The 23,481-nt window shown below is 61.4% G+C and carries 24 protein-coding genes and 4 pseudogenes; 10 read left to right on the top strand and 18 right to left on the bottom strand.

The genetic code is table 11. From position 1 onward, the window contains the following. Positions 1-87: 87 nt before the first annotated feature. From BSG20_RS21465 to BSG20_RS21455, 3 genes and pseudogenes are all read right to left on the bottom strand, one after another. Positions 88-426, bottom strand: a pseudogene (locus BSG20_RS21465) (DUF4865 family protein); the annotation flags it as partial. Continuing rightward, positions 423-822, bottom strand: a pseudogene (locus BSG20_RS21460) (cupin domain-containing protein). The pseudogenes BSG20_RS21465 and BSG20_RS21460, both read right to left, overlap by 4 nt. After that, positions 822-1,241, bottom strand: coding sequence for a tautomerase family protein (locus BSG20_RS21455; protein WP_072378018.1), 420 nt, complete (start codon positions 1,239-1,241; stop codon positions 822-824). Before BSG20_RS21455 ends, BSG20_RS21460 begins: the two are co-directional and overlap by 1 nt. 108 nt (positions 1,242-1,349) lie before the next feature. Here BSG20_RS21455 and BSG20_RS21450 point away from each other — a divergent pair, with 108 nt between their 5' ends. Next, positions 1,350-2,279, top strand: a complete 930-nt coding sequence (locus BSG20_RS21450) for a LysR substrate-binding domain-containing protein (protein ID WP_072378020.1) — start codon at positions 1,350-1,352, stop codon at positions 2,277-2,279. On the opposite strand, the gene BSG20_RS21445 is transcribed toward BSG20_RS21450, so the two are convergent. Further along, the gene (locus BSG20_RS21445) at positions 2,270-3,214 is read right to left on the bottom strand and encodes a GlxA family transcriptional regulator (RefSeq protein ID WP_072378022.1); all 945 of its coding nucleotides are present in this window, start codon (positions 3,212-3,214) and stop codon (positions 2,270-2,272) included. The genes BSG20_RS21450 and BSG20_RS21445 overlap by 10 nt on opposite strands. Positions 3,215-3,333: 119 nt before the next feature. On the opposite strand from BSG20_RS21445, the gene BSG20_RS21440 reads away from it, so the two are divergent. Then, the gene (locus BSG20_RS21440) at positions 3,334-4,131 is read left to right on the top strand and encodes an SDR family NAD(P)-dependent oxidoreductase (protein ID WP_072378024.1); all 798 of its coding nucleotides are present in this window, start codon (positions 3,334-3,336) and stop codon (positions 4,129-4,131) included. A 30-nt stretch (positions 4,132-4,161) separates the two neighbouring features. On the opposite strand, the gene BSG20_RS21435 is transcribed toward BSG20_RS21440, so the two are convergent. Continuing rightward, a complete protein-coding gene (locus BSG20_RS21435; RefSeq protein ID WP_072378026.1) occupies positions 4,162-5,136 on the bottom strand; it encodes a threonine ammonia-lyase in 975 nt (324 codons plus the stop codon). Between the two features lie 69 nt (positions 5,137-5,205). Then, positions 5,206-6,267, bottom strand: a complete 1,062-nt coding sequence (locus BSG20_RS21430; protein ID WP_072378028.1) for a helix-turn-helix domain-containing protein — start codon at positions 6,265-6,267, stop codon at positions 5,206-5,208. A 159-nt stretch (positions 6,268-6,426) separates the two neighbouring features. Between BSG20_RS21430 and BSG20_RS21425 the strand changes: the two genes are divergently transcribed. Beyond that, positions 6,427-7,134: a hypothetical protein gene (locus tag BSG20_RS21425; RefSeq protein WP_072378030.1), complete on the top strand. Its 708-nt coding sequence runs from the start codon at positions 6,427-6,429 to the stop codon at positions 7,132-7,134. Here the strand turns inward: BSG20_RS21425 and ggt are convergent, their stop codons facing one another. From ggt to BSG20_RS21390, 7 genes are all read right to left on the bottom strand, one after another. Then, positions 7,135-8,874: a gamma-glutamyltransferase gene (gene ggt / locus BSG20_RS21420; RefSeq protein WP_072378032.1), complete on the bottom strand. Its 1,740-nt coding sequence runs from the start codon at positions 8,872-8,874 to the stop codon at positions 7,135-7,137. 97 nt (positions 8,875-8,971) lie between these two features. After that, positions 8,972-10,045 (bottom strand): alpha/beta fold hydrolase, encoded by a 1,074-nt coding sequence (locus BSG20_RS21415; protein ID WP_072378034.1) that lies wholly within the window; start codon positions 10,043-10,045, stop codon positions 8,972-8,974. Positions 10,046-10,109: 64 nt separating this feature from the next. Continuing rightward, positions 10,110-10,724: a tetratricopeptide repeat protein gene (locus BSG20_RS21410; RefSeq protein WP_072378036.1), complete on the bottom strand. Its 615-nt coding sequence runs from the start codon at positions 10,722-10,724 to the stop codon at positions 10,110-10,112. 106 nt (positions 10,725-10,830) lie between these two features. Then, complete coding sequence (gene ykgO, locus BSG20_RS21405) at positions 10,831-10,956, bottom strand: type B 50S ribosomal protein L36 (protein ID WP_003566454.1); 126 nt, start codon at positions 10,954-10,956, stop codon at positions 10,831-10,833. Between the two features lie 164 nt (positions 10,957-11,120). After that, the gene (locus BSG20_RS21400) at positions 11,121-12,197 is read right to left on the bottom strand and encodes a 5-(carboxyamino)imidazole ribonucleotide synthase (RefSeq protein WP_072378038.1); all 1,077 of its coding nucleotides are present in this window, start codon (positions 12,195-12,197) and stop codon (positions 11,121-11,123) included. Next, entirely contained in the window at positions 12,194-12,688 is a 495-nt protein-coding gene (gene purE / locus BSG20_RS21395; protein WP_072378040.1) for a 5-(carboxyamino)imidazole ribonucleotide mutase, read from the bottom strand. Before purE ends, BSG20_RS21400 begins: the two co-directional genes overlap by 4 nt. 16 nt (positions 12,689-12,704) lie before the next feature. Beyond that, positions 12,705-12,908: a YdcH family protein gene (locus BSG20_RS21390; RefSeq protein WP_007527435.1), complete on the bottom strand. Its 204-nt coding sequence runs from the start codon at positions 12,906-12,908 to the stop codon at positions 12,705-12,707. A gap of 229 nt (positions 12,909-13,137) precedes the next feature. Here BSG20_RS21390 and BSG20_RS21385 point away from each other — a divergent pair, with 229 nt between their 5' ends. After that, the gene (locus BSG20_RS21385) at positions 13,138-13,311 is read left to right on the top strand and encodes a YdcH family protein (RefSeq protein ID WP_007802505.1); all 174 of its coding nucleotides are present in this window, start codon (positions 13,138-13,140) and stop codon (positions 13,309-13,311) included. A gap of 154 nt (positions 13,312-13,465) precedes the next feature. Here BSG20_RS21385 and BSG20_RS21380 read toward each other — a convergent pair whose 3' ends face one another. Further along, complete coding sequence (locus BSG20_RS21380) at positions 13,466-13,726, bottom strand: ArsR/SmtB family transcription factor (RefSeq protein WP_007802507.1); 261 nt, start codon at positions 13,724-13,726, stop codon at positions 13,466-13,468. A 68-nt stretch (positions 13,727-13,794) separates the two neighbouring features. Next, positions 13,795-14,559 carry a sulfite exporter TauE/SafE family protein gene (locus tag BSG20_RS21375; RefSeq protein ID WP_072378042.1) on the bottom strand — a complete coding sequence of 255 codons (765 nt, stop codon included), beginning with the start codon at positions 14,557-14,559 and terminating at the stop codon, positions 13,795-13,797. A gap of 107 nt (positions 14,560-14,666) precedes the next feature. Between BSG20_RS21375 and BSG20_RS21370 the strand changes: the two genes are divergently transcribed. Together BSG20_RS21370 and BSG20_RS21365 are read left to right on the top strand one after the other, a co-directional pair. Next, positions 14,667-15,320, top strand: a complete 654-nt coding sequence (locus BSG20_RS21370) for a thiamine phosphate synthase (RefSeq protein WP_072378044.1) — start codon at positions 14,667-14,669, stop codon at positions 15,318-15,320. 10 nt (positions 15,321-15,330) lie between these two features. Beyond that, the gene (locus BSG20_RS21365) at positions 15,331-16,413 is read left to right on the top strand and encodes a tetratricopeptide repeat protein (RefSeq protein WP_072378046.1); all 1,083 of its coding nucleotides are present in this window, start codon (positions 15,331-15,333) and stop codon (positions 16,411-16,413) included. Position 16,414: 1 nt separating this feature from the next. Here BSG20_RS21365 and BSG20_RS21360 read toward each other — a convergent pair. Beyond that, positions 16,415-18,179: pseudogene (locus BSG20_RS21360) on the bottom strand (chemotaxis protein). 333 nt (positions 18,180-18,512) lie between these two features. Between BSG20_RS21360 and BSG20_RS21355 the strand changes: the two are divergent. Beyond that, positions 18,513-18,723: pseudogene (locus BSG20_RS21355) on the top strand (chemotaxis protein CheB); the annotation flags it as partial. Positions 18,724-18,755: 32 nt separating this feature from the next. On the opposite strand, the gene BSG20_RS21350 reads toward BSG20_RS21355, so the two are convergent. Beyond that, complete coding sequence (locus BSG20_RS21350) at positions 18,756-19,496, bottom strand: 3-oxoacyl-ACP reductase family protein (RefSeq protein WP_072378048.1); 741 nt, start codon at positions 19,494-19,496, stop codon at positions 18,756-18,758. Between the two features lie 74 nt (positions 19,497-19,570). Next, the gene (locus BSG20_RS21345) at positions 19,571-20,149 is read right to left on the bottom strand and encodes a TetR/AcrR family transcriptional regulator (protein WP_072378165.1); all 579 of its coding nucleotides are present in this window, start codon (positions 20,147-20,149) and stop codon (positions 19,571-19,573) included. A gap of 214 nt (positions 20,150-20,363) precedes the next feature. On the opposite strand from BSG20_RS21345, the gene BSG20_RS21340 reads away from it, so the two are divergent. The 3 genes from BSG20_RS21340 to BSG20_RS21330 all read left to right on the top strand — a co-directional run bounded on the left by BSG20_RS21340 (position 20,364) and on the right by BSG20_RS21330 (position 23,400). Further along, the gene (locus BSG20_RS21340; RefSeq protein ID WP_024317273.1) at positions 20,364-21,164 is read left to right on the top strand and encodes an inositol monophosphatase family protein; all 801 of its coding nucleotides are present in this window, start codon (positions 20,364-20,366) and stop codon (positions 21,162-21,164) included. Positions 21,165-21,264: 100 nt separating this feature from the next. Beyond that, positions 21,265-22,365: a flagellar motor protein MotA gene (locus tag BSG20_RS21335; RefSeq protein WP_072378050.1), complete on the top strand. Its 1,101-nt coding sequence runs from the start codon at positions 21,265-21,267 to the stop codon at positions 22,363-22,365. Between the two features lie 3 nt (positions 22,366-22,368). Beyond that, a complete protein-coding gene (locus BSG20_RS21330; protein WP_072378052.1) occupies positions 22,369-23,400 on the top strand; it encodes a peptidoglycan -binding protein in 1,032 nt (343 codons plus the stop codon). Positions 23,401-23,481: the final 81 nt, after the last annotated feature.

The raw sequence follows: 23,481 nt of genomic DNA, 5'->3' as shown, positions 1-23,481 counted from the left end.
GCCGAAAGGCTGGAAGCGTGACTGTCCCTCGATCAGCGTCTGCATATTAGTGATCCGTTCTCTCAACGGGCGCGGCATCTTTCATGCCACCTCCTCGGAGGCGAATTTGGCATCTGTGACCGCGGATGCGGTTTCGGCGTGCCACACGATCCATGTCTTCACATGGGGCCAACCAAAGGACTGGGTCACTCTTTCGAAGCCGGGTCCGGTGAGAAAGTCGCTGGCGCCCTGCGGCTGTTGCCAGAGATAGAAGGGCGCATAAAGATTTTCGCAGGATCCGAACTCGCCCTTGCGGGCGCAGAGATAGGCCTTGAAGCCAAGGCCCGGAAATCCGTCCAACATCGGTCCCTTGTCGCGGATACGCCGGTCGATGATCGACATGTCGTAATCGGCCGGCAGCCTGAAGCTGTACTGCATCGCCATCATGACAGAGCCTCCACCGGTTCATGCCAGTCGACGAAGCGGCCGGCTTCGTTTGCCTGGATGCCGAGATAGCTGGAGGGGCTGTCGCGTCCGGCGCCGTGCCAGTGCTTTTCGCCGGCGGCAAACCAGACGGCATCGCCCGGCCGCAGCTCTTCCACAACACCGCCTGCGCGCCGCGCCAAGCCTTTTCCCGACAACGCAGAGAGCAGCTGGCCGCGCGGATGCGTATGCCAATGCGTGATTGTGCCCGGATCGAGGCTCGCCCCGCATTGCCGTGTTCTCGCCATCGGCAGCCGCTTCCAACAACATCTCCACCCAGAACGGTGCAGTGGCACTGCCATCCGGCGAACAAAGGGCAGTCGCCTGGCGGCGGATCGTCACGCGTTGGGGATTGCCCATCACGCAGCACTTCCGAATGCTTGGGCTTCCCAGCCGGGCTCGCTCATCTGCGCCTTTCCGTCGCCGAACGACCACTCATCCGGCGATGTGGTGGTGACGACGATCATGATGTCTTCCGGCCGGATGCCGGGCGATTGTCCTAAAAGCTCGGCGGCGCGCTTGAAGAATGCCTGGCGCATCTGCGTCGAGCGCGGCTTTCCCGCCGTGATCGCAAAAAGCGCGAAGTCGTCGGAGCGAGGTCCGGCCAGATAGTTGCGGTCGAAGATCAGCTCGGCCGGTTCATGCTGATGGATGACCTGGAAGCGATCGGCGGGCGGCACGTTGAATGCCTCGACCAAGGCGCGATGAATGCTGTCCGAAACGGCGCGAAGATACTCCGGCGACTTGCCACGCAGGAGAGAAATACGAACGAAAGGCATGACAGCCTCCTCTCAGTGAATTCTTGACAGGAGGAGCATCGCACGTCACGATAATGCATAAAATCAGAATTTTATGGATTAATTATCCATAAAAACGGGACTATTTCGATGCGACGGACGATCTTCGACCTCGATGTGCTGAGGACCTTTGCGACCGGGATGGAGCTTGGCAACTTCGCGAGGGCGGCCGACCGGCTCGGCCGCTCGACCTCGGCCGTCAGCGCCCAGCTGAAGAAGCTGGAGGAACAAGCGGGCACGCCGATCTTCCGCAAGGCGGGGCGCGGCCTTGCGCTCACCGATGCCGGCGAGACGATGCTGGCCTATGCGCGCCGGCTGCTGGAACTGAACGACGAAGCGGCTGCCGCGGTACAGAGCATAGAGCTCGAGGGCTGGGTGCGGCTCGGATTGCAGGAGGATTTTGGCGAGACCCTGCTGCCCGACGTGCTTGGACGCTTTGCACGTGCGCATCCGAAGGTCCGCATCGAGGCGCGGGTGGTGCGCAATATCGAACTGATCGAGCGCGTCACGACCGGCAAGCTCGATCTGGCGCTGGCATGGAGCGAGGGTACATTGACGCCACATTGCGACAAGATCGCCGAGGTCCCGATGCGCTGGATCGGGCCGGCGGAAGGGGCGGTCGGCTGGAATCCGGGCAGCGGCGAGCCGGTGCCGCTCGCCTCGCTGGAGGCCCCGTGCCTGCTGCGCACCGCGGCGACAAAGGCGCTCGATGCGGCGGGCATTGCCTGGCGGCTTGCCTTCGTCAGTCCCAGCCTTGGTGGCTTGTGGGCGGCGACGGCCGCGGGCCTCGGCATTACCATCCGCACCCCGATCGGATTGCCACGAAAGGTCAAGCCACTCCTGGCGAAGGAGGCCGGGTTGCCGGAGCTCCCGTCGCTCGGTCTTGTCCTGCATCGTGCCGAGGCGGAGCCCGGGCCAGCCGCAGCCCGGCTTGCGTCAATCATGCTGCAATCGGTCGGCGAGGCGGTCGCCGATGTCGTGCCGCAGGCCGTCCGCTCCGCCGCGAGGGCTTATGCCTGATACGCGCGCTGCGCGTTGCGGCGGATCACCTGCGGTGGCTGGCCAAAGGCACGCAGGAAGGCGCGGCGCATCCTCTCGCGGTCGGCGAAGCCCGTTTCCGCGGCAACGACATCGATCGGATGCCGGCCTTGTTCCATCATCAGGCGCGCGGCCTCGAGGCGCAGGTTCTCCACCGCCTTTGCCGGCGATTGCCCCGTCTCGGCCCGGAATGTCCGGCTGAACTGGCGGGGGCTCAGGTGTGCTGCTTCTGCCAGCTCCTCGACGGAGAGCGTGTTCTTAAGGTTGCTGCGTGCATGCGCGAGCGCCTTCTGGATGCGGTCCGATTTCGGCTCCAGTTCCAACAGCGCTGAGAATTGCGACTGGCCGCCGGCGCGGCGATGATAGACGACGAGTTTGCGGGCAACGGCGCGGGCGACATCCGCGCCATGATCCTTCTCGACCATGGCAAGCGCCAAATCCACACCGGCCGTCATGCCCGCCGAGCTCCACACGGAGCCGTCGATGATAAAGATCCGATCTTCCTCGATCTTGATCTTCGGGTAGCGCGATTGCAGTTCACGGGCGAGAAGCCAATGCGTCGTGGCGCGGCGACCATCCAGAACGCCGGCCTCGGCCAGCAGGAAGGCGCCGGTGCAGATCGAGGCGACGCGCCGGGAGGCGGCAAGGGCGTTGCGGATGAAGTCGCTCTCCTGCGCTGTCGGCAGTTTGATGCCGACAGCGCCCGACACCAGCAGTGTATCGAAGGCCGGATCGTCGAAGCGGCCGGTTTCGACCGTGACGCCGAAGGAACCCGGCACCGGTCCTCCGCTCTCCGACAGGTAGGTGATGTCGTAGACCTGCTCGTCGAGTTCGAGGTTGGTGAACTCGAATGCCGAGATCGCAGCCAGGCTCATCATCTGGAAGCCGGGAAAGAGCAAAACGGCAATGCGCTGCATGGCTCAAAACTCCATTTGTCTTAAATGGTGGTTTATATGACATTCAAGACATTGGCAACTGAGCGTAAGACTCCCTTCAAGCGGACAGCACGTGCTGTTGCTCAACATGGAGAAAGACAATGACCGAACAGCACAAAGGCACTGCGTTCATCACCGGCGCGTCATCCGGCATCGGTGCCATCTATGCCCAGCGGCTCGCAAAGCGCGGCTTCGATCTCATTCTTGTTGCCCGCAATGCCGAACGCCTTTCCGAACTCGCGGCGAAATTGACCAGGGAGACGGGCAGGACGGTCGAGACGGTTCCCGCCGATCTTGGTGACAGGGCCGATCTGGCGCGCGTCGAGGCGGTGTTGAAGAGCGACCGCAGCATCACGCTTCTTGTCAACAATGCCGGCTTCGGCGGCACCGCGCCGCTGCTTGCCTCCGATGTCGACAAGATGCAGGCGATGGTGGACCTCAACGTTACTGCGCTGATGCGGCTGACCTATGCCGCCGTGCCCGGTTTCGTGGCGCGTGGCGGCGGCGCGATCATCAACATCGCGTCGATCGTCGCGATTGCGCCTGAAATCCTGAATGGCGTCTATGGGGCCAGCAAGGCCTTTGTTCTGGCCTTCAGCCAGTCGCTCAGGCACGAGTTGGCGGACAAGAACATCCGCATCCAGGCTGTCCTACCGGGAGCGACGGCGACCGAATTCTGGGGTATTGCTGGCACGCCGGTCGAGCACCTGCCGACCGAGATCGTCATGTCGGCGCAAGACACGGTGGACGCAGCTCTCGCCGGCTTCGACCAGGGCGAATTCGCGACCATCCCGGCCCTCGAAGAAGCCGCACTGCTAAAGGCCTACGAGGATGCACGCCAGGCGCTGATGCCGAACATGTCACGGTCGGCACCGGCTGCGCGCTACAAGGCTGTGTGAGGAAAGTGATGAGGCAGGCTTGTCCTGCCTCTACCCATGCCGGGCCAGTGCGCCGGCGAAGATATCGGCGTCGACGTTGCCTCCCGAGGTGACGACGACGACGTTGTCCTCTTCCAGTTGATCGCCATGGAACAGCGCTGCGGCAAGTGCCACCGCGCCGCCGGGTTCGACGACGATCTTCAGCCGCACAAAGGCGATCGCCATAGCGCGGAGCGCCTCTTCGTCGGTGACGACGATGCCGGCACCCGCGAGGCGCTGCAGGATCGGGAAGGTGATATTGCCGGGTTGCGGCGTGATGATCGCATCGCAGATGGAGCCGGTCATCGCCGCGTTGCGTTCGATCTTGCCCGACGCCAGCGACCGTGTCGTGTCGTCGAAACCTTCAGGTTCGCAGGGGCGCACGCGAAATGCGGGCGCGCTTGCCTCGAGCGCCAGGGCAATCCCCGATGTCAGGCCGCCGCCGCCGCAGGGGATCAAAACCTCAGCCGACCTGATGCCTTCTTCTTCCGTCTGCTCGGCGATCTCAAGACCTGTTGTGCCTTGTCCGGCGATCACCTGAGGCTCGTCGAAGGGCTTGATCAGCGTCAGCTTGCGCTCGCCCGAAAGAGCAGCGCCGATGGCGTCTCGATCCTGCGTCGCGCGATCGTAGAGCACGACGTCGGCACCGAGCGCGCGGGTGTTGGCAATCTTCAGCTTCGGGGCGTCCGACGGCATGATGATAACCGAAGGAACGCCATGCAGCTTCGCTGCGAGCGCCACGCCTTGCGCGTGATTGCCTGACGAAAAAGCGATGACGCCGCGTGCGCGCACGGCAGGATCGAGTGCGGAAACGGCCGACCAGCCGCCCCGGAATTTGAAGGAGCCGGTATGCTGCAGGCACTCGGCTTTCACGAACACCCGTCGTCCGGCAAGCTCGTCGATGAAGGGAGAGGAAAGGAGCGGCGTGCGGCGCGCATGTCCGCGCAGGCGGGCGCGTGCGGCAACGATCATTTCAATGCTGACCATAGAGACTCTTTCAAATAACGGAACGCTCTTGCATAGGGCCGCACGCGATGCTTGTGAACGGTGACTTTGTCACCGTGACACGAAAAGCGTCGGGCGCGTTTCGGCAGCCTCTGGTGCGTGGCGACTTCGCCGCCGGAATTCGCTTGGGTTGGTGCCGGCGACGCGTAGAAATTCGCGATTGAAATTCGACTTGCTGATGAAGCCGCAATCAAACATCAGCCGTGTGACGGGGTCGTCCGTGTTTACAAGCGTCTCGCAGGCCGCACGGATTCGGTAGTCGTTCACATATTGCGAGACGCTGACGCCGTGGACGCGGTTGACCGCTATCGAAACGCGGCGAGCCGGCAGGTTCATCTTGCGGGCGATGCGGCCGAGATTGAGGTCCGGATCGCGGTAGATCTGCCGAGATTGCATGAGATTTTCCAGCCCGCTGGCGATCGCATCGTCTTCCTGGCTCGGTACGGGCGGGGCGGGCGGTTCCGAGGCTGTCGTGACGATCGACTGACTGCCGCTGGCGATCGAGGCCGCGGTGCCAAGGATCAGGAGCGTGATCACGTTGCCGAGCGCGACAATCGCGCCGGCATGGCGACCGCCGCTCTGCTCGAGGTCGAGGCTGATCGCAATATCGGCGGCTGCCGAGGCGATCAGCGCCACGCCAGTGATTAAGAGAGAACGGTAGGAAAGAAGAGCGCCATCGAGGCGCGAGGAGACGAGCGCGTCGGGACCCTGCCGGCCCAGCCAAAGCAGGGCCGCTCCATAAGCGAGGAAGATGACGGTCAGGATAGGGCCGATCGGGTCGCGCCAGAACACCAAGAGAGCCACGATCGATACGCTCGGCAAAATATGCGGCCAGAAGCGGAGGAGCGATGCCGGGCCATCCGTGGCGAGATTGCGAAAGCTAATCCAAGCGAGCGCCGCAATCAGCGAGGCGACGACCGACTGGGCAGGCAGGATCTCGATCACGTCATAGCCCCAGCGGATGCCGATCAGGATCGATTGCAGCGTGTAGGCAGCAATGACGAGCAGGAATGGACGCTTCTCCTGTTCGGCCCAATCGTTCTGCCGCAGCATCCGCACGAGCAGGATGGCGAGCAGCAACGCGACGACAAAAGGAAGCGGAACGAAGATCATGACGGCAGGTCCGGGTTGGCGCGTTCAATAACTGCACGACTATGGCCTTGATCGCAATCGCGGGCGACCCGGATCGCAATTAAGGTCTCCAGATCGTGTCTTGCTCTTCACCTTGCACGCCGTCGCCAGCCGATGGCCACCCCGTTCAAGGAGAAACCGATGACACTGATCCTCTTCATACCTGCATTCATCCTGACGCTTGCTTGCGCCTTTGCCGATGTTCGAACGCCGGGCGAGGCACTCGATATTTCCTCCGTCCGTTCCGTCGTCATCAGCGGCGACGCCAGCGACATCAGGTTGACCACGACCAACACGGAACCCTACAGGGCCAACACGAGCGCGCGGCGCAGCGGCTGGTTCTCATCCTGGTATTCCAGCTGGTTCTTCAACGGCTGCCGCGATCGAAGCGCAATGCGCATCGATCGAACGGTCCTGAAAATCGAGGTGATGCAGACGTCATGGACGGATCTTTCGGATTGCGCGCCCGAGGTTTCGGCCAATCTTTTGCCGGGCGCCATCGTGCGCATCGACCAGCAGGCGGTAAGGGCACGATTGGATGGCGATTTCGCCAGCGTTGCAATCTCCAGCAAGGCGGCCGACATCACCTTCGACGGCCACGCGACCGGGATCGATATCCTCGGTGCGGCGGTGCGCGCACGGCTACGCTACGACACGATCCGGCACGACGAGACCGTCAGCATCAATGCACAGTCGCTGCAGGCGGATCTAGACTTCGGGAGTGGCGTGCCGGTGGACTATTCCGTGATCGCCAAGGCGTCCTATGTCGATAGCCTGGAGGCGAGTGTGCAAGGCGCCAGGCCGCGTGTCAGCATCAAGGGCGATTTTGTCCATGCCCGTATCCGCTAACTAGTAACCGCCGGCCGAACCCTCGGTGGCGCGGCTGTCCATCACGCCATAATAGCGTGCGCCGCCGCCCTTCTGGATATCGGCGAGGCTTTTGCCGCCGACAAGAATACCGGCGGCCTGTCCCCATTGCGGCGGGCCGCTGCCATCATCCAGCGTATGGCCCATCGCGATCAATGCCCGGATCGTATCGGGCGAGAGCGTGTAGGGCTCGAGATAGATCTTGTCCGGCTGCCATTGGTGGTGAATGCGCGGGGCATTGACCGCCTGGCTGATGTCCATGCCGAAATCGATGACGTTGAGGATCGCTTCGAGGGTGATGGTGATGATGCGCGAGCCGCCGGGGCTGCCAACCACCATGAAGGGCTTGCCGTCCTTGGTGACGATGGTCGGGCTCATGGATGAGAGCGGCGTCTTCTTCGGCGCGATCGCATTGGCTTCGCCCTGCACGAGCCCGTAGAGGTTCGGAACGCCGGGCTTGGAGGTGAAGTCGTCCATCTCGTTGTTGAGCAGGATGCCTGTGCCGGGCGCAACGACGCCGGCGCCAAAAGATCCATTCAGTGTGTAGGTGACCGCGACGGCATTTCCTTCGTCGTCGACGATCGAGTAATGCGTGGTCTCGACGCTTTCCTTGACGCCTAGTGGTTTCAGGTTGGCAGAGGTGCCGGCTTTGTAGGGATCGATCTTGGCGCGGATCGCCTTGGCGTAGCCCTTGTCGAGCAGTGTCGATACCGGGTTCTCCACGAAATCAGGATCGCCGAGGGCCGCATTGCGGTCGACATAGGCATAGCGCATAGCCTCGACCATCAGGTGAACCGTCTCGGCGGAGCCGTAGCCGAGGAAGGAGAGCGGGTAGTCTTCCAGCACGTTGAGGATTTCGCAGATAATGACGCCCCCGGACGAGGGAGGAGGCGAAGAGATGATGTCGTAGCCGCGGTAATTGCATTCGATCGGCTTCAGTTCACGGACCGCGTATTGTTCGAAATCCTCCTTGGCAAGAATGCCGCCCGTCGCCTGGCTCGCCTTGACGATCGCGTCGGCCGGCACGCCCTTGTAGAAGGCATCCGATCCCTTATCCGCGATGCTGGAAAGTACGGCGGCGAGGTCGGGTTGAACGAGCTTCTCGCCGGCGACGTAAGGCTTTCCCTCCGCCTTCAGGAAGATCTTTGCGGCGGCCTCGTCCTTCGCGAGCCTTTTGGCGCTGCCGGCGATGCTGGCCACGTCGCCTTGTTCCAGCGTGAAGCCTTCCTTGGCGTAGCGAATGGCCGGCGCCAGCAGATCCTGCCGTGACTTCGTGCCGTATTTTTCGCGGGCGATCTCAAAGCCCATGACGGATCCGGGCACGCCGACGGCGAGATAGCCGTCGAGGCTGGCGCGGGGAACGATATCGCCCTTGGCGTCGAGATACATGGTCTTCGTGGCCGCCAACGGCGCACGCTCGCGGAAATCGAGAAATGTCGTCTTGCCGTCTTTCAGGCGGATCGTCATGAAGCCACCGCCGCCGATGTTGCCGGCCGTCGGGTAGACGACGGCGAGCGCATAGCCGACGGCGACTGCGGCATCGACGGCGTTGCCGCCGTTCTTCAGCACATCGACGCCGACGTTGGTCGCCAGATGCTGGGCTGTTACGACCATGCCATGCTCGGCTTCAACGGGCGTGGGCGAAGCGGCGAGCATCGGCGGAGCAAGTGAAAGCGACAGCGCGGCGACAGCCGCAAAAATTCTGATGTGGGGGTAATCCATGACTTCCCTCAAAGCATGACGGTGCAATGGATATGGGACGCAGTGAGCGCTAGGCAATGCACTGCTGTCTGCTACGGGCTGTTCGGTCGCAAAAGGATCAGTTTTCCGCTGCGACAGGTGGTGCCAGTCCGGTCGGATCGCCCAGGGGAGCCACAATGTCTGTCGGCGCAGCCGGCGTCTCTCGCGCCAGGCGTTGTTCGGCCTTGCGTGCGGCGGCCTGGAGGTCGCGGCTGGCGCCGCCGATTTTTTCGACTGCGGCAATGGCGACATCGGTGACCACATAGTCAGGCTTGTGGCCGAGGCCGCGGATCTTCACCAGTTCGGAGCCGGCGATATCGAGGGCCAATCCCTGTGAATGAAGGTGCTCCCAAACGATGCCATCGCTGTCACCAGTAATGATAACCGTCGGCGCGTTGATCCTGGAGTATTGCGCAGACTGCGCCTTGACGTATTCCAGCAGGCGCGTGCAATCGACAGCGTTGTGGAAGAAGGCACGCGGCCGCAGCACCAGGGTAGGACCTGTCTTCGCGATATAATCGTCCGGGCGTGGATTGGGTCGGAAGACGTTTTGTGTTGCTTGCTCCAACCGCCGCAAGCCAAGCGGCACGACGACGGCGTGGGTGAAGAGCCAACCGAGTATGGGCATCGCCGCAAGGTGATAGTACCACTCGACGCCGCCTGGCCAGGGATGTGTCGCCGGGGCCAGAAAGAGCAGGCCTTCAGTCTTGTCAGGATGGCGCACGCCGAAGGCGGCCGCAATGGCGCCGCCGAAGGAATGGCCGACGACGACGGCCCGTTTGATGCCCCGGCTTTCCATCAGTTTTGCGATCGCGTCTGCCTGTCCTGAGGGCAAGGCATTCTCCGGACCGCCACGCTCCGAATAGCCGTGGCCAGGGCGGTCGACGAAGAGCATTTCGGCACGGCCTTCCAGCGGCTGCAGGAAGGCGCCGACTTGATCGAGCAGGTTGCCGCTTGCACCGTGGATGAAAACAATGGGCGGCAGATCGGCCGTTTCTGGACGTGCGACGTGAAAGGCGTTCAGCCGGTAGCCGCCGATATCCGTCAGCTCGCCGATGTTCGGGCATGTCGCCTCGAATTGACGTCCTTTGTAGCAGGAGTAGCCGATGGCGGCGGCGATGGGTGCAAGGAGAGTGGAGACTACGGCAAGCATGGCTACATCTGTCAAAATCACGTGACCAATACGTAAGATTGGCCCGCGTGGTTCACCGTCAAGATCAGGTGCGGCTGCCGGCCAGCTTTTCGGAGAGTGTATTCATCTGCTCCTGGGCGCTTCGATTGGCCGGATAGATCTCCAGGAAACGTTCCCAGGCTTTCAGGGCCAGCTGGTCGTTGCCCGATTCGGTGAGAATGGCGGCCATGCCGGAGAGTGCGCCGAAGTGGCGTGGTTCGAGGTCGAGTACATGCTCGATGTCGGACATCGACTTGCGATAGCTGTCATTGGCGTAGTTGAGCGTCGCCCGGCGATTCCAGCTTTCGGCGTAATCCGGCTTGAGGGCGATCGCCTGGTCGAGGAAATCGAGGGCGGCAGCGGTGCGTTTCTCCTCGATCGCCTTATCGGCCCATTGCATCAGGAGGTTGACGGTCGCGCTGCCCGAGTCGTTCCACTGGGTGCGGATTTCGTCGGCGATACCACTCGCCTTGTCAGGGTCGCGCTCGCGCTTCAGCTGTGCGTAGAGCTGATCCAGATGCTGCTTTGGTGAGAGGTTCGCGTCCGGCTGCTCGACGATGACTTCCTTCTCCGCAGCTGCGGCAGGGGATATAGGAGCGAGCAGGGAAAGGGACAGCGGCAGCGCCGCACAGGTCATAGCAAAAAAGCGCATGGCGGGCATAGTAGCCCGCCATCGCTGAAGATCAAAGCAATTTGATTTGATTGCCGAAGCAATCCCCGGACAGGCACGGGCGCAAAATGCCACGAAACCGTCCGGGCGCGCTAAATCAGCCCTGGCGAGCCTTGAAGCGTGGGTTCAGCTTGTTGATGATGTAGATGCGGCCCTTGCGGCGAACCAGGCGGTTGTCACGATGACGAGCCTTGAGCGACTTGAGCGAATTCTTGATCTTCATTGTTTTGATCCGCGATGTTTGAGGGGGAATTCACATTCGCCCGTATCTATTACATTCAAAAGCGCGCTCAGGGCGCGCTCTTCAGGTTGGGCGTGCAGATAACCCGGCGACTTTCCTGTGTCAACCACATGAGGGCGATTTTCCCATGGCCGAAACGGCTTTTGTCAGGGAAAAACCGGCAATTTTGTGGTCAATGTGGTAACGTGCCCCATCTTGCGGCCGGGACGGGATTCCGTCTTGCCATAGAGGTGAACCAGCGTGTCCGGTCGCCGTAGCCAGTCCGAGAGCGCCAGAATATCGTCGCCGATCAGGTTCTGCATCACGCAGTCTAGGTGACGGTCGGCATTGCCGAGCGGCAGGCCGGCAACCGCGCGGATATGTTGCTCGAATTGGGAGATGAGGCAGGCGGCTTCCGTCCAGTGACCGGAATTGTGGACACGCGGCGCCATTTCGTTGGCGATCAGGCTGCCGTCGGCGAGTACGAAGAATTCGATGCCGATGACACCGACATAGCCGAGCGCCGTCAGGATCTTCTCGGCCGCACCGCGGGCAGCTGCTGCAGTTTGCGCCGAGATCGACGCGGGCACCGTTGACGTGTGCAGGATGCCATCGCGGTGAACGTTTTCGGCAGGATCGTAGCAGGCGACGGTGCCGTCGGTTGCGCGCGCTGCGATGATCGAGATCTCGCGCTCGAAGGAAACGAAGCTCTCGAGAATGAGCGGTACGCCGCCGAGCGCCGCAACGGCGCCGTCCGGCGTATCGTCGGCGGAGCGGAACACTCTCTGCCCCTTGCCGTCATAGCCAAGGCGGCGGGTCTTGAGGACGCCGCGACCGCCGAAGTTTTTCAGCGCCGCATCGAGATCGGCTTGACTGTCGACGGCGTGGAAGCCGGCCGTTGGAATACCGCATCCGTTGATGAAGCGCTTTTCGACAAGCCGATCCTGCGCAGCCTCCAGCGCCTTGGGCGGCGGATAGACGGGGACCTGGCTTGCGAGGGCCTCGGCGGCGGTGACCGGGACGTTCTCGAACTCGTATGTGACGACGTCGCAAGCCCTCGCCAGTTCCGCGAGCGCTGCAGGATCGTCATAAGCGGCTGCGATCTGCTCGTTGGCGACCTGCGCCGCCGGACAGTCGGCCTGTGGTTCCAGAACGACGGTGCGAAAATTGAGCCGGGCTGCGGCCATGGCAAGCATGCGGCCAAGTTGACCGCCACCGATGATGCCAATCGTGCTTACAGTCATAGGTCGTCCATCGGATATTCAGCAACAGCCGCGCTCTGGCGCTCGCGCCAGTCGTCGAGCCGCTCGGCAATGTCCTCGTCCGACAATGCCAGGACTGCCGCTGCCAGAAGGGCGGCGTTGATCGCGCCAGCTTTGCCGATGGCAAGCGTGCCGACCGGGATGCCGCCCGGCATCTGGACGATGGAAAGAAGACTGTCCTGACCGGACAGCGCCTTGGATTGCACCGGGACGCCGAAAACGGGAAGCGGCGTCATGGCTGCGGCCATACCCGGCAGATGAGCCGCGCCGCCGGCGCCGGCAATGATCACCTTGAAGCCTTCATCGCGGGCGGTCTTGGCGAAATTCACCAGGCGGTCCGGCGTGCGGTGGGCCGATATGATGCGCGCGTCATAGGGAATTTCGAGCGCCTCCAGCGTATCGGCGGCATTCTTCATGGTCTCCCAATCGGACTGGCTTCCCATGATGATGGCCACGGATGGTCTGTCTGTCATCGTCACGGCATTCCCTTCAGGCGATGATGTCAGGGATGATCTGGTCTTCCAGCTTTGTCAGCTTGTCCTTGATGACCAGTTTCTTCTTCTTCATGCGCTGGATGCGCAATGCGTCACATCCGGTGGCAATCATGGCATTGATGGCGGCATCGTAATCCTCGTGCTCCTGGCGCAGTCTTGCGACCATGAGCCTGATTTCCGCCTGTTCCTGATCGGCCATATGCATTCCCCATAACCGTCGTCGGACATCGTCCGCTCTGCCGATAATTTCCGCAAGCTCCTATCACCAATTGGAGGTAACGGCTAGCGGCTGTTCGTCATGATTTTGCCACTTGTTCTCCTTGTTTTCACCTTCGACAAGGCTTCAAAAATGTGTCACAGTCGAAAGGTTGACGCCTTGGATCTCCGGCGGTGTTGGCCGGGGAGAGGTAAGAGGAAGGAAGGGTCAAATGACTGTTCAAGCTCATCTTGAGTCACTCCAGAAAAAGCATGTTGCTCTCGAGGAGGAGTTGCATTCGCTTATGATATCCCCCTCCCGAAACGATAATGAAGTAGCTGAGTGCAAACGCAGAAAATTGCGGATCAAGGACGAGATTGAGCGCCTTAAATCATCCTTCCATTGAGTAGGATGCAATAAATTACCGAGCGCGGCCCTAGGCGAGGAGGGCAAAAGTTCAATTCCACCAAAAGCTTAGGGAAGGTCGTGCTCGACAGGCGATTGTGGCGCCGGTTCCGACGGAAAGTCGCGAGCCGGCGTCTCTCATTTGAGTGGTCGGGCTAAGCCCAGAACTGGTCGAGCCAGAGATTGAGTCGGTCGAAGCCGCGATTGTTGACGGCGTAGATGCGTCGCGTGCCCTCTGCGGTGACCGAAACCAGATTGCAATCTAGCAGCGCCTTGAGGTGCTGGGAGACGGCGGGTCGGCTGATGGGAAGCCCCTCGGCAAGCTCATTCACGGTCTTTGGCGCGCGTCGAAGTTCCTCCAGCAGGAAGCGCCGGTGGGGATCAGCTATCGCCGTGAAGGGATCCGTGTTCGACATGGCGAAAAGCTACGTCAAACGGCGCAATCGGGCAAGGAAATTGTGCGCCGCAACGAAACCCAAAATTGTCAGAAACCCAGGCCTTCCTTCGCGATGAGCGCGGCGGCAATCAGGGCCATGGCATACATGAAAGGATAAAAGATCGCGGGCTTCATGCGGCGTACGCACCAGGCGCCGACAATGGTCGCAAGCGGTGCAAACGGAAGCAGCGTGGCCGAGGCGGCGAGGTTCTGGGTGTCGAGCTGACCGAGCGCGAAGTAGGGGACGAGCTTGACGGCATTGAGAATTGCGAAGAAGCGAACACTGGTGCCGGTATATTCGCGCGGCGGCATCTGCAGCGGCAGGGCATAGATCTGGAAGGGCGCTCCGCCGGCGTGTGCGACGAAGCTGCCATAGCCGGACAGGCTTCCCCAGATCTTCGCAAGCAGCGGCCGCTGGCCGCGCGGCGGCGTGTGCTTCCCGGCGCCAGGACCGAAGTTGTTCCAGAAATAGCGAAGGCAAAAGAGGACGGTGACGACGCCGATGACGACGCGAAGTACGTTGCCGGGAACCAGCGTCGAGGTCGCCCAACCGAGCGCGATGCCGAACAGCGCTCCTGGCAGCATGATTTTCAGGGTTGTCCAGTCTCCGTGCTGACGCCAGATCACCAGCGAGATCATGTCCATGCAAATGAGGATGGGAAGCAGAATCGCGGCCGCCTGAATGGGCGAGACGACGAGAGCGAGAAAGGGCAGCCCGATCAGCGATAACGCATCGCCCATACCGCCTTTCGCAAGTCCGACCAAGATGACAGCGGGAACGGCGGCGTAGTAAAATGACAGTTCCATCGGCATGCTTTTGAAAATCCTCCCCTTGCCAGCCCCGTCTAACGGAATTACTCACACAAGACGAGTGCAGATGGGCCGCGAAACGGCCTGTCCGCTGTAAATGGAAAGAGTTCATGACCGAACCGGAAAACCGCTGCCGCCTAGTTCTGATCGTCCCCGATATCGCCGATGCCGATGAGCAGGCAAAGATCGTCGGCGATGCCTTAAAGGGCGGTGACGTCGCCTCGGTGATTGTGCCGCAATACGGTCTCAACGATGGCGAGTTCCAAAAGCACGCCGAGAAGCTGGTTCCAACTATTCAGGACTCAGGGGCGGCCGCACTGCTTGCAGGCGACAGCCGCGTCGTCGGGCGGACCAAAGCGGATGGCCTGCATCTGACCGGACCGGCCAGCGAAATCTCCGAAGCGATCGACAAATATGCTGACAAGCTGATCGTCGGCGGTGGCAATGCCGCCGACCGGCACCATGCGCTGGAGATTGGCGAAGAGCGACCGGACTATATCTTCTTCGGCAAGCTCGAAGGCGACATCAAGCCGGAGGCACACGCCAAGAACCTGGCGCTCGCCGAGTGGTGGGCCTCCATGATCGAGATCCCCTGCATCGTGATGGGCGGTACGGATCCGGCTTCTGCGCTGGTGGTGGCCGAGACGGGTGCGGAGTTCGTCGCGCTGCGGCTTGCGGTTTTCGCGGACGCAGGCCGTGCGCCCTCCGTCGTCGCCGAGGTCAATGCGCTCTTGGACGAAAAAGCGCCACGGTTTGAGGATTGATATCGCGCTCATGCCGATCCTGTCCCGCTATTTGCGCGTTTCCGCTGCCTTTGCCGCCGTCATTCTGGCGGGGCTGACGCATGGCGTTTCGGCCCAGACGGTCGACAACGTCGTGACACGGCCGCTCGCGACAGCTCCCGAGTCGCTGAAAACTGGGCGGCCGCAGACAGACGGCGCGGGACCGTCGACGGGCGTCGGGGTTTTCGACCGCATGGGTGCGAAGCTGCCAGATCTGCCGCCGGAAAAGGACTACAAAGGGCCGGTTGACGACGCCTATGGCGCTTATCAGCGTGGCTACTATCTAACTGCGATGGAAAAGGCTCTGCCCCGTGCGCAGCTCGGCGACCCGGCTGCGCAGGCGCTTATGGGTGAGCTCCTGGCAGATGGGCTAGGCGTCAAACGCGACATGAAAAATGCGGCCTTCTGGTACAGTAAGGGCGCGGAAGGCGGCGACGCCGCGGCGATGTTCAAATACTCGCTGATGCTGATCGAGGGCCGGTTCGTCAAGCGCGACAAGGCGAAGGCCGACGAGTACATGCACAAGGCAGCCGATGCCGGAAATGCCTCGGCCCAGTTCAATTGGGGCCAGATCCTGACGGCTGACAATCCGGGCGACAAGGGACTGAAGCTCGCCTTGCCCTACTACGAGAAGGCTGCCGAACAGGGCATCGCCGACGCGCAGTATGCGGTGGCGGAGATCTACTCCTCATTGCCTGATCTGCCGGAGGAAAAGAAACAGCTGTCGCGCGAATGGATGGCACGCGCTGCGCATGCTGGCTACGACACGGCCCAGGTCGATCTTGGGATCTGGTTCGTCAACGGTCAGAACGGGCCGCGCGATTTCGTCAAGGGTTTCCAGTGGTTGCGGCTTGCCGCCAATCGCGGCAACGTGGTTGCGCAAAACAAGCTCGCGCACCTCTACATCAACGCTCTCGGAACCAAGCCGGATCCCGTCGAGGCCGCAAAATGGTATGTGCTGTCGCGTCGGGCCGGCCTGCCCGACGCAGCGCTCGAGGACTTCTATCTCGGTATCGAGGAAGACCAGCAAAAGGCGGCCATCGATGCCGCCAACAAGTTCCGCCGGATCCAGTGATCTAAAGCGCGTCGGCGAAGAGGTCTTCGTCGTCCCCGACCTTCGTAGCCTCGGCAACGGCTGCGGTTCCTTGTTCCATGGCTGGAACGATATCGCGATGGACATTGCGCTCCTGCACCATCGTGTAGAGCCTGAAAATCTTTCGATCGAGTGGTGCGACCGCGTCGGCAATATCAGATATGTCTGCGATTTCAGTGCCGGCCACATCTTCCAGAACGTCGGCGCAGCGCGCCAGCACGTCGCCGAGGTCGCGCTGGAAATCCAGCTTCCCGATCAACAGGCCGATCTTGTTCGCCACTTCGCGACCGTGCTCGTAGAGCACCTTGAGGTCGTCTTCCATGGTGCAGGCTGCCGCACGGATGTTGCCGACAGCTGACGTCAGGTTCTCCCCGAGACCACCTGCTGGGTCGGCGCTGGCGGGCACGATCCGGCCGGCAGCCGCTTCCAGCGTCGGCAGGCCGTTGACGATCGCATCGGCGGACTCGTCGAGTTTGGCGGCAAAGATGCGCAGTTCGGCGGTGACCACGTTGATCGATTTTCCTTCTTCACCCAAGCGGCTGCAGCGCAGATTGGTATTCAACGCCATGTAATGGATGTCGGTTTTGACCACACGGATATTGCCGATGGCTTCCAGGAGTTTTGGCGGCGGTGCCAAGCGTCGATTGGCTTACCTGATCGGCCTGCCGGGTCGCCTGGTCGACCTGCTTGACGATCTCGTGCGCGGCGGAAACACCCGATTCCAGTGCACGCATAAGATGCCCCTGGCCGCCACCGCTCATCTCGCGCAGACGCAGGATTTCCTGCGTATCCTCACCGAAGCTCGCGATCGTCTTTGCGACACTCTGCGAATCCCGATGGAAATCCTTGCACATGTCGTTCATCTGTGCGGCTGTCAGATGATGGACGACGTTCTCCAGACGCTGGCGCGCATCCGCATCGAGCTTGCGTCCGTCTTCTGCGCCGAGGAATTCGTCGAGCAGCGAAAAGGTGCTCTGGACATGCTCGATGCGTTGGCGGGTGATGTCTCCGACCTGCAGGGCAGACAGCGTGGAGGCGACTTTGCTCTGTATGCCGCGGGCGATTGCCGAGACATCCCGGGCGATGGCCGCGAGGTTCTTTCGGTGTTCGGCAATCTTCCGGGCGTCGTCCTGCAATGCCCTTGCAACGTCGGGCACTGTTTTGCAATAGCTGCGTGCGGCTGCCGTGCTGAAGCTCAGCGCCACCTTGACTTCCTTCTCGAGGCTGTCGAGGTGGGCGGCAAAACCGTTGACCTCCGCCGTCCCGGAGTAGATGCGCTCGAGGATCTCCTGCGCGAAGCCGGCGAACTCGGGAAGACCGGCGCCGGTGATCTTGGCAGTCACTGCAAAGGTGCGCAGATACCGCATCGTCTCCTGCATGTCGGCGACATGTTTGCGCAACGAATTGCCCGTGTCGGCGAGCGAGGAGAGCGCATCCTGGCGCGCCGTTTCGGAGATCGGCAGGTCGGTCAGGCTCTTGACCGTCGAACGCAGATCCGCGCCGGCATCGCTGGACTCATTGGCGTCTAGCGCCTTTGTGACATTGTCGAGCGAGCTCGACAAACGGTTGAGAACATCCATCACCGAAAGCAGCACCGTACCGCCTTCGAGGAAACACTCCTCGACCTGGCTGCGGGCCGCTTCGAGCCTCTCGCTGATGCCCGAAGCTTCAAATGCCTGAAGTGCCGATGCCGCCCCGTTCGCCACGTTATTTCCTTTACTTATAATACTGGCAAATCTTGACGCCATCTTTAGGGGCGGGACGGAAACAGCGCGTAAACAGCGGAGGTTCGTCAATGTTGTGCTTAACAGCGTGTGAAAAAATTCGCTCTGCGACCGACGCTGGAGCGTGAATTCTCATATTCCCTATGAAAAACAGCTTATTATGCAGCGTGAACAGCGCGTTCAACTCTGACGACCTAAATTCTGGTTGCACAAAGAGGCGACGCCATGAGCGCAAACATTCTGACTGTCGGGGCTCCGCAAGCGTTCGGCTGACCACGAAGGTCACCCTGACCAATTCCGGCTATACGGTCACCAAGCGGTCAATGGGGCGCCGGCACCCAAATTGACGGCCGATGAATGGGCATCATCGTGACCGGGATGGGCGATGGCGGCGCAATGGGCATGCTGGAGATGCATCAGGCCGGCGCCGACACGGGTGGCACAGGACGAGGCGCCATCGGTCGTCGTCGGGATGCCCAAGGAAGCCATCGCCAAGGGTGGGGCGGACCGGTTCCTGCCGCTCGATCAGATCGCCCGTGTCGTCCTGATCACCCAGCAGACGTTTTGAAAGTCCGGCAGCATATGCTGCCGGACGTGCTCTCAGGCGAGATAACCGCCGTCGATGGTGAGGCTGGCGCCGGTGATGAAGGAGGCTTCCGGGCTTGCCAGATAGGCTGCGAAGCTTGCGATTTCACGGTCTTCCCCGAGACGGCCGAGGGCCATCAACCCCTTCAGCATTTCGTGGGAATGCGGGTCGGAGTTCATGTCCGTCACCGTGGGACCAGGCTGGATCGTGTTGACGGTAATGCCGCGCGGACCGAGATCGCGGGCGAGGCCACGCGTCATGGCGGCGACAGCGCCTTTGCTCATGCTGTAGACGGCGGATGTCGGAAAGCCGCTGCGCTCCGCAACCACGCTGCCGATGGTGATGACCCGGCCGCCGTCATGCATATGCTTCGCTGCAGCCTGCGTGCCGGCAAAGACCGCCCGCACATTGACGGCGAACATGCGGTCGAAGTCCTCCAGCGGAAAGGCTTCCAGGCTATTCAACAATAGAATTCCCGCGTTGTTGACGAGAATATCGAGGGCGCCAAAATGACTGGCGGCTGTGTCGACGGCTCTTTGCACAGCGGCGGCATCTGCGCTGTCGGCATGGATCGCAAGTGCCTTGCCGCCCTTTGCCTCGATGTCGGCGGCGATCGCTTCGGCTTTCTCCTTCGAGTTCGCAAAGGTGAAAGCGACGGAGGCACCATCCATCGCCAGCCTGCGCACGATAGCCGCACCGATGCCGCGTGAGCCGCCGGTCACGATTGCGACCTTTCCTTCAAGTGGTTTCGTCATTTTCACTTTTCTCCTTTATTGGACTGATTGGTCTAGAAATGTTCGCGAGAAGTCACGGCTGTCCGATCATGCTGCTATCGAAGGCTGCGGATGGCGAGGCGGGCGATGGCGCGCTGGGTTTCGGGGCTTGCGCCGTTGCGGGCGCTGACCTTCATGCCGGATAGCGTAGCGCCGAGGAACTGAGTGGCGACCTCGGGATCGACCTCTGCCGATAACTGACCTTTCCTCTGGCCCTCTTCCAGCAGCATGACAATTGCCTTGCCCAGCATTGCCGAGGCGCCGTCGGTCAGGTTCGACACGTCGGCATCGGTGCGGCCGAATTCGCAAATGGCGCTGACGCCGAGGCAGCCTCTGGACGCCTCCGAAAAAGGTCTGGATGCGAAGGCCAAGAGGGCGGCTTCCAGGGCGTCAAGCGGATGCTCGCTGTCCTTCATGTCCGCGATGATGCTAAGAATACTGTCGGTATTGTAGCGCTTCAGAGCCTGCAGATAGAGACTGCGTTTGTCGCCGAAGGTGTCATACATGCTCTGCCGGCTGATCTTCATCGCGTTCAGCAGGGCGTGGGTGGAACTTCCCTCGTAGCCATGCTGGCAGAAAACGCCGATCGCGGCATCGAGAGCCTTGTCTCGATCGAATTCCTTGTGCCTTGCCATGGACACATGCATAGCAATTCCGGACTGATCTGTCTAGAATAATTCTGCGCCATTTGTGCCAGCGGCGCCGTGCTTTGCCTGTCTCCTCTTGAAATTTTCCCGATTTTGTGGTCTTGAGGCCGCCAATCTTATCGAGCGCTGCCTTCTCCGGCGATCAGGACCTTTCCCGCCCTGACAACGCGCACCGTATTATCGCTCAAGGAAAAGTGCTCACATGGCTCGTTCAGCTCTCCTCAATGTCATGGTTCAGGCTGCCATCAAGGCAGGAAAATCGCTGGGGCGTGATTTCGGAGAAGTCCAGAACCTGCAGGTTTCGGTCAAGGGTCCGGGCGATTTCGTGTCCAATGCCGACCGCAAGGCGGAGAAGATCGTCAAGGACGAACTCCTGAAGGCCCGCCCGACTTATGGCTTCCTCGGAGAAGAGAGCGAGGAGATCAAGGGTACGGACGGTGCGCACCGCTGGATCGTTGATCCGCTCGACGGCACGACCAACTTCCTGCACGGCATTCCGATGTTTGCGGTATCGATCGCGCTTGAGCGCAACAATGAGATCGTCGCTGGCGTCGTCTTCAATCCGGCAACGGACGAGCTCTACACCGCCGAGCGCGGCGGTGGCGCATTCCTGAACGATCGCCGTCTGCGCGTCGGCGCCCGCCGCGTGCTTTCGGATTCCGTCGTTGCCTGCGGTGTTCCGCACCTTGGCCGCGGCAATCACGGTAAGTTCCTCGTTGAGCTTCGTCACGTCATGGGCGAAGTCGCCGGCATTCGCCGCATGGGCGCGGCCTCCCTAGATCTTGCCTACGTGGCGGCCGGTCGCTTCGACGGTTACTGGGAAACCGCGCTGTCGGCCTGGGATATTGCAGCGGGCATCCTCCTTATCCGCGAAGCCGGCGGCTATGTGTCCGATTGGGATGGCGGTTCGTCCATTCTCGAGACCGGTTCGGTCGTCGCGGGCAACGAATATATCCAGAAAGCATTGCTTGAGGTGGCCAAGCGTCCCGTTCCTAGCCGGTAAATCGCTGTTGTAAAGACACGGTTTTCGTTTCCGCATACTTCAATTCGGCACAATGTTGCTCTAGTCTCCGGCTGAAATGAATCCGGAGGCTGCGGAACCTATGGAAAATGTGAATGTGGCTGAATTCGGCTCGACCGAAAAAACCACGGGCAACTACAGCTATAGACTTTCCAGTCCGATGCCGTTTCTTTGGACGATGGTGCTGTTTTTGATCATCGTCGGGTTCATTGCCGCCATTCTTTTCCGACAGACGCAGACTGCCTTCATGCACAATCCGGGCCTCAACGGTTTGATCCTCGGTGTCCTGGCCGTCGGTATCATCCTGGTCTTCAGCCATGTGCTGTCGCTGCGACCGGAGGTGCGATGGTTCAATTCGTTCCGCGCTGCAGGCAGCGCCGACAAAGTCGGCCGCAATCCCAAGCTGCTCGCTCCGATGCGAACGCTGATCGGCAGCCGTAGTGCTTCGGCCGGACTGTCGACCGCGGCCTTCCGCTCCATTCTCGATTCCATTGCCAACCGCCTTGATGAATCGCGCGATGTGTCGCGCTACCTGATCGGTCTTCTGGTCTTTCTCGGCCTGCTTGGCACGTTCTGGGGTCTTATCGGCACAATCGGCTCGATCAGCTCGGTCATCCAGTCGCTCGATGCCGGTTCGAATGGCTCGACCGATGTTCTTGGTGCGTTGAAGGAGGGGCTTTCGACGCCGCTTTCGGGCATGGGTCAGGCATTCTCGTCGTCGCTGCTCGGCTTGTCCGGTTCGCTCATTCTCGGCTTCCTCGATCTTCAGGCGGGTCGCGCTCAGAACCGGTTCTACATGGAGCTGGAAAACTGGCTTTCCTCGGTAACCGACGTTGGCTCCGATACCGCCATGCCCGCCATCAGCGGCACCGCGGCGGTCTCGCCCGACGAGGTTCGCGCGCTCTCCGACTATATGCGCCGGATCTCCGAGGAGGGCAGCGGCGGCACCCAGAGGTCGGTTGCGGCGATGGCAAATCTTGCCGAAGGTATTCAGGGCCTGGTCAAGAATATGCGCAATGAGCAGCAGATGCTGCGTGACTGGATCGACGCGCAGCAGGAAGAGACGAAAGCGATGCGCCGCACGCTTGATCGTCTGGCCGAGCGGATTGGCTCGCAAGAAAGGCATGGTTTGAGCGAGCGCGTTCAACGCACGCCGCAAACCGAAAAAAGCGAGGGCAAGTAAGCCATGGCTCTTGCCCGCAACCGCCGCCGCGAGCGCGCGGTGGAGTATTGGCCAGGTTTCGTCGACGCGCTGTCGACGCTGCTGATCTCCATCATGTTCGTGCTGACCGTCTTCGTTGTCGGCCAATATATCCTGAGCCGCGAAATCTCCGGCCGTGACGAGGTGCTGAACCGTTTGAACAGCCAGATCAACGAGTTGACGCAGCTGCTTGCTCTCGAGAAGGGAAGCAACCAGGACCTTGAGGACAGCGTCGCAAATCTTCAGGCCTCGTTGTCGTCGGCGGAAAGCGAGCGATCACGGCTGAAGGCGCTACTTGATGCCGGCTCGGGAGGCCAGAGCGCTGCACAGTCGCGTATCGGCAGCCTCACCAAGGAACTCGACGAACAGAAGCAGATGAGCGACCGGGCGATGAGCCAGGTCGAGTTGCTGAACCAGCAGATTGCCGCGTTGCGCAGCCAGATCGCCGCCGTAGAAGCCGCCCTGCAGGCCTCCGAGCAGAAGGATCAGACCTCGCAGACGAAGATCGCCGATCTTGGCCGTCGCCTCAACGTCGCGCTGGCCCAACGCGTGCAGGAACTCAACCGCTACCGGTCCGACTTCTTCGGGCGCTTGCGCGAGATTCTGTCCGATCGCGAGAATATCAGGATCGTCGGCGACCGCTTCGTCTTCCAGTCTGAGGTCCTGTTTCCCTCTGGCAGTGCGGATCTCAATCCGGACGGGCAGGGCGAGATGGCAAAGCTTGCGACGGCGCTTCTCGACGTTGCGAAGGAAATCCCGCCGGAGATCAACTGGGTCCTGCGCGTCGACGGACATACCGACAACGTGCCGCTCGCGGGCACCGGCAGGTACGGAGATAACTGGCAGCTGTCTTCTGCGCGCGCGATCTCCGTCGTCAAGTTTCTGATCTCCCGCGGCGTGCCGGCCGACCGTCTCGTCGCCGCCGGTTTCGGGGAGTTCCAGCCCATCGCGCCAGGCGACACCCAGGAAGCACGCGCCACCAACCGTCGTATCGAACTGAAGCTCACCGAGAAGTAGGTCTACGTGGCGTTTCGCCAGACGAAAGATCGGCTGCTGTTGCTGCCGGTTGAGGTTCCGTGCAGCAAGCGTCTCTCGGAT

The sequence above is a fragment of the Rhizobium tibeticum genome (assembly GCF_900110205.1).
GTDB lineage: Bacteria > Pseudomonadota > Alphaproteobacteria > Rhizobiales > Rhizobiaceae > Rhizobium > Rhizobium tibeticum.
The sequence above is the reverse complement of the archived record's forward strand: the minus strand, read 5'-3'. Positions and strand labels throughout refer to the sequence as shown.

Bases quoted from the DNA above. Each gene is read 5' to 3' on its own strand.
- BSG20_RS21340 (WP_024317273.1), top strand. From the start codon at position 20,364: ATGGCTCGTTCAGCTCTCCTCAATGTCATGGTTCAGGCTGCCATCAAG.
- BSG20_RS21375 (WP_072378042.1), bottom strand. From the start codon at position 14,559: ATGCCGATGGAACTGTCATTTTACTACGCCGCCGTTCCCGCTGTCATC.
- BSG20_RS21450 (WP_072378020.1), top strand. From the start codon at position 1,350: ATGCGACGGACGATCTTCGACCTCGATGTGCTGAGGACCTTTGCGACC.
- BSG20_RS21365 (WP_072378046.1), top strand. From the start codon at position 15,331: ATGCCGATCCTGTCCCGCTATTTGCGCGTTTCCGCTGCCTTTGCCGCC.
- ykgO (WP_003566454.1), bottom strand. From the start codon at position 10,956: ATGAAGATCAAGAATTCGCTCAAGTCGCTCAAGGCTCGTCATCGTGAC.
- BSG20_RS21390 (WP_007527435.1), bottom strand. From the start codon at position 12,908: ATGGCCGATCAGGAACAGGCGGAAATCAGGCTCATGGTCGCAAGACTG.
- BSG20_RS21400 (WP_072378038.1), bottom strand. From the start codon at position 12,197: ATGACTGTAAGCACGATTGGCATCATCGGTGGCGGTCAACTTGGCCGC.
- BSG20_RS21435 (WP_072378026.1), bottom strand. From the start codon at position 5,136: ATGGTCAGCATTGAAATGATCGTTGCCGCACGCGCCCGCCTGCGCGGA.
- BSG20_RS21425 (WP_072378030.1), top strand. From the start codon at position 6,427: ATGACACTGATCCTCTTCATACCTGCATTCATCCTGACGCTTGCTTGC.
- BSG20_RS21440 (WP_072378024.1), top strand. From the start codon at position 3,334: ATGACCGAACAGCACAAAGGCACTGCGTTCATCACCGGCGCGTCATCC.
- ggt (WP_072378032.1), bottom strand. From the start codon at position 8,874: ATGGATTACCCCCACATCAGAATTTTTGCGGCTGTCGCCGCGCTGTCG.
- BSG20_RS21380 (WP_007802507.1), bottom strand. From the start codon at position 13,726: ATGTCGAACACGGATCCCTTCACGGCGATAGCTGATCCCCACCGGCGC.
- BSG20_RS21445 (WP_072378022.1), bottom strand. From the start codon at position 3,214: ATGCAGCGCATTGCCGTTTTGCTCTTTCCCGGCTTCCAGATGATGAGC.
- BSG20_RS21330 (WP_072378052.1), top strand. From the start codon at position 22,369: ATGGCTCTTGCCCGCAACCGCCGCCGCGAGCGCGCGGTGGAGTATTGG.
- purE (WP_072378040.1), bottom strand. From the start codon at position 12,688: ATGACAGACAGACCATCCGTGGCCATCATCATGGGAAGCCAGTCCGAT.
- BSG20_RS21370 (WP_072378044.1), top strand. From the start codon at position 14,667: ATGACCGAACCGGAAAACCGCTGCCGCCTAGTTCTGATCGTCCCCGAT.
- BSG20_RS21385 (WP_007802505.1), top strand. From the start codon at position 13,138: ATGACTGTTCAAGCTCATCTTGAGTCACTCCAGAAAAAGCATGTTGCT.
- BSG20_RS21415 (WP_072378034.1), bottom strand. From the start codon at position 10,045: ATGCTTGCCGTAGTCTCCACTCTCCTTGCACCCATCGCCGCCGCCATC.
- BSG20_RS21455 (WP_072378018.1), bottom strand. From the start codon at position 1,241: ATGCCTTTCGTTCGTATTTCTCTCCTGCGTGGCAAGTCGCCGGAGTAT.
- BSG20_RS21335 (WP_072378050.1), top strand. From the start codon at position 21,265: ATGGAAAATGTGAATGTGGCTGAATTCGGCTCGACCGAAAAAACCACG.
- BSG20_RS21350 (WP_072378048.1), bottom strand. From the start codon at position 19,496: ATGACGAAACCACTTGAAGGAAAGGTCGCAATCGTGACCGGCGGCTCA.
- BSG20_RS21410 (WP_072378036.1), bottom strand. From the start codon at position 10,724: ATGCCCGCCATGCGCTTTTTTGCTATGACCTGTGCGGCGCTGCCGCTG.
- BSG20_RS21345 (WP_072378165.1), bottom strand. From the start codon at position 20,149: ATGGCAAGGCACAAGGAATTCGATCGAGACAAGGCTCTCGATGCCGCG.
- BSG20_RS21430 (WP_072378028.1), bottom strand. From the start codon at position 6,267: ATGATCTTCGTTCCGCTTCCTTTTGTCGTCGCGTTGCTGCTCGCCATC.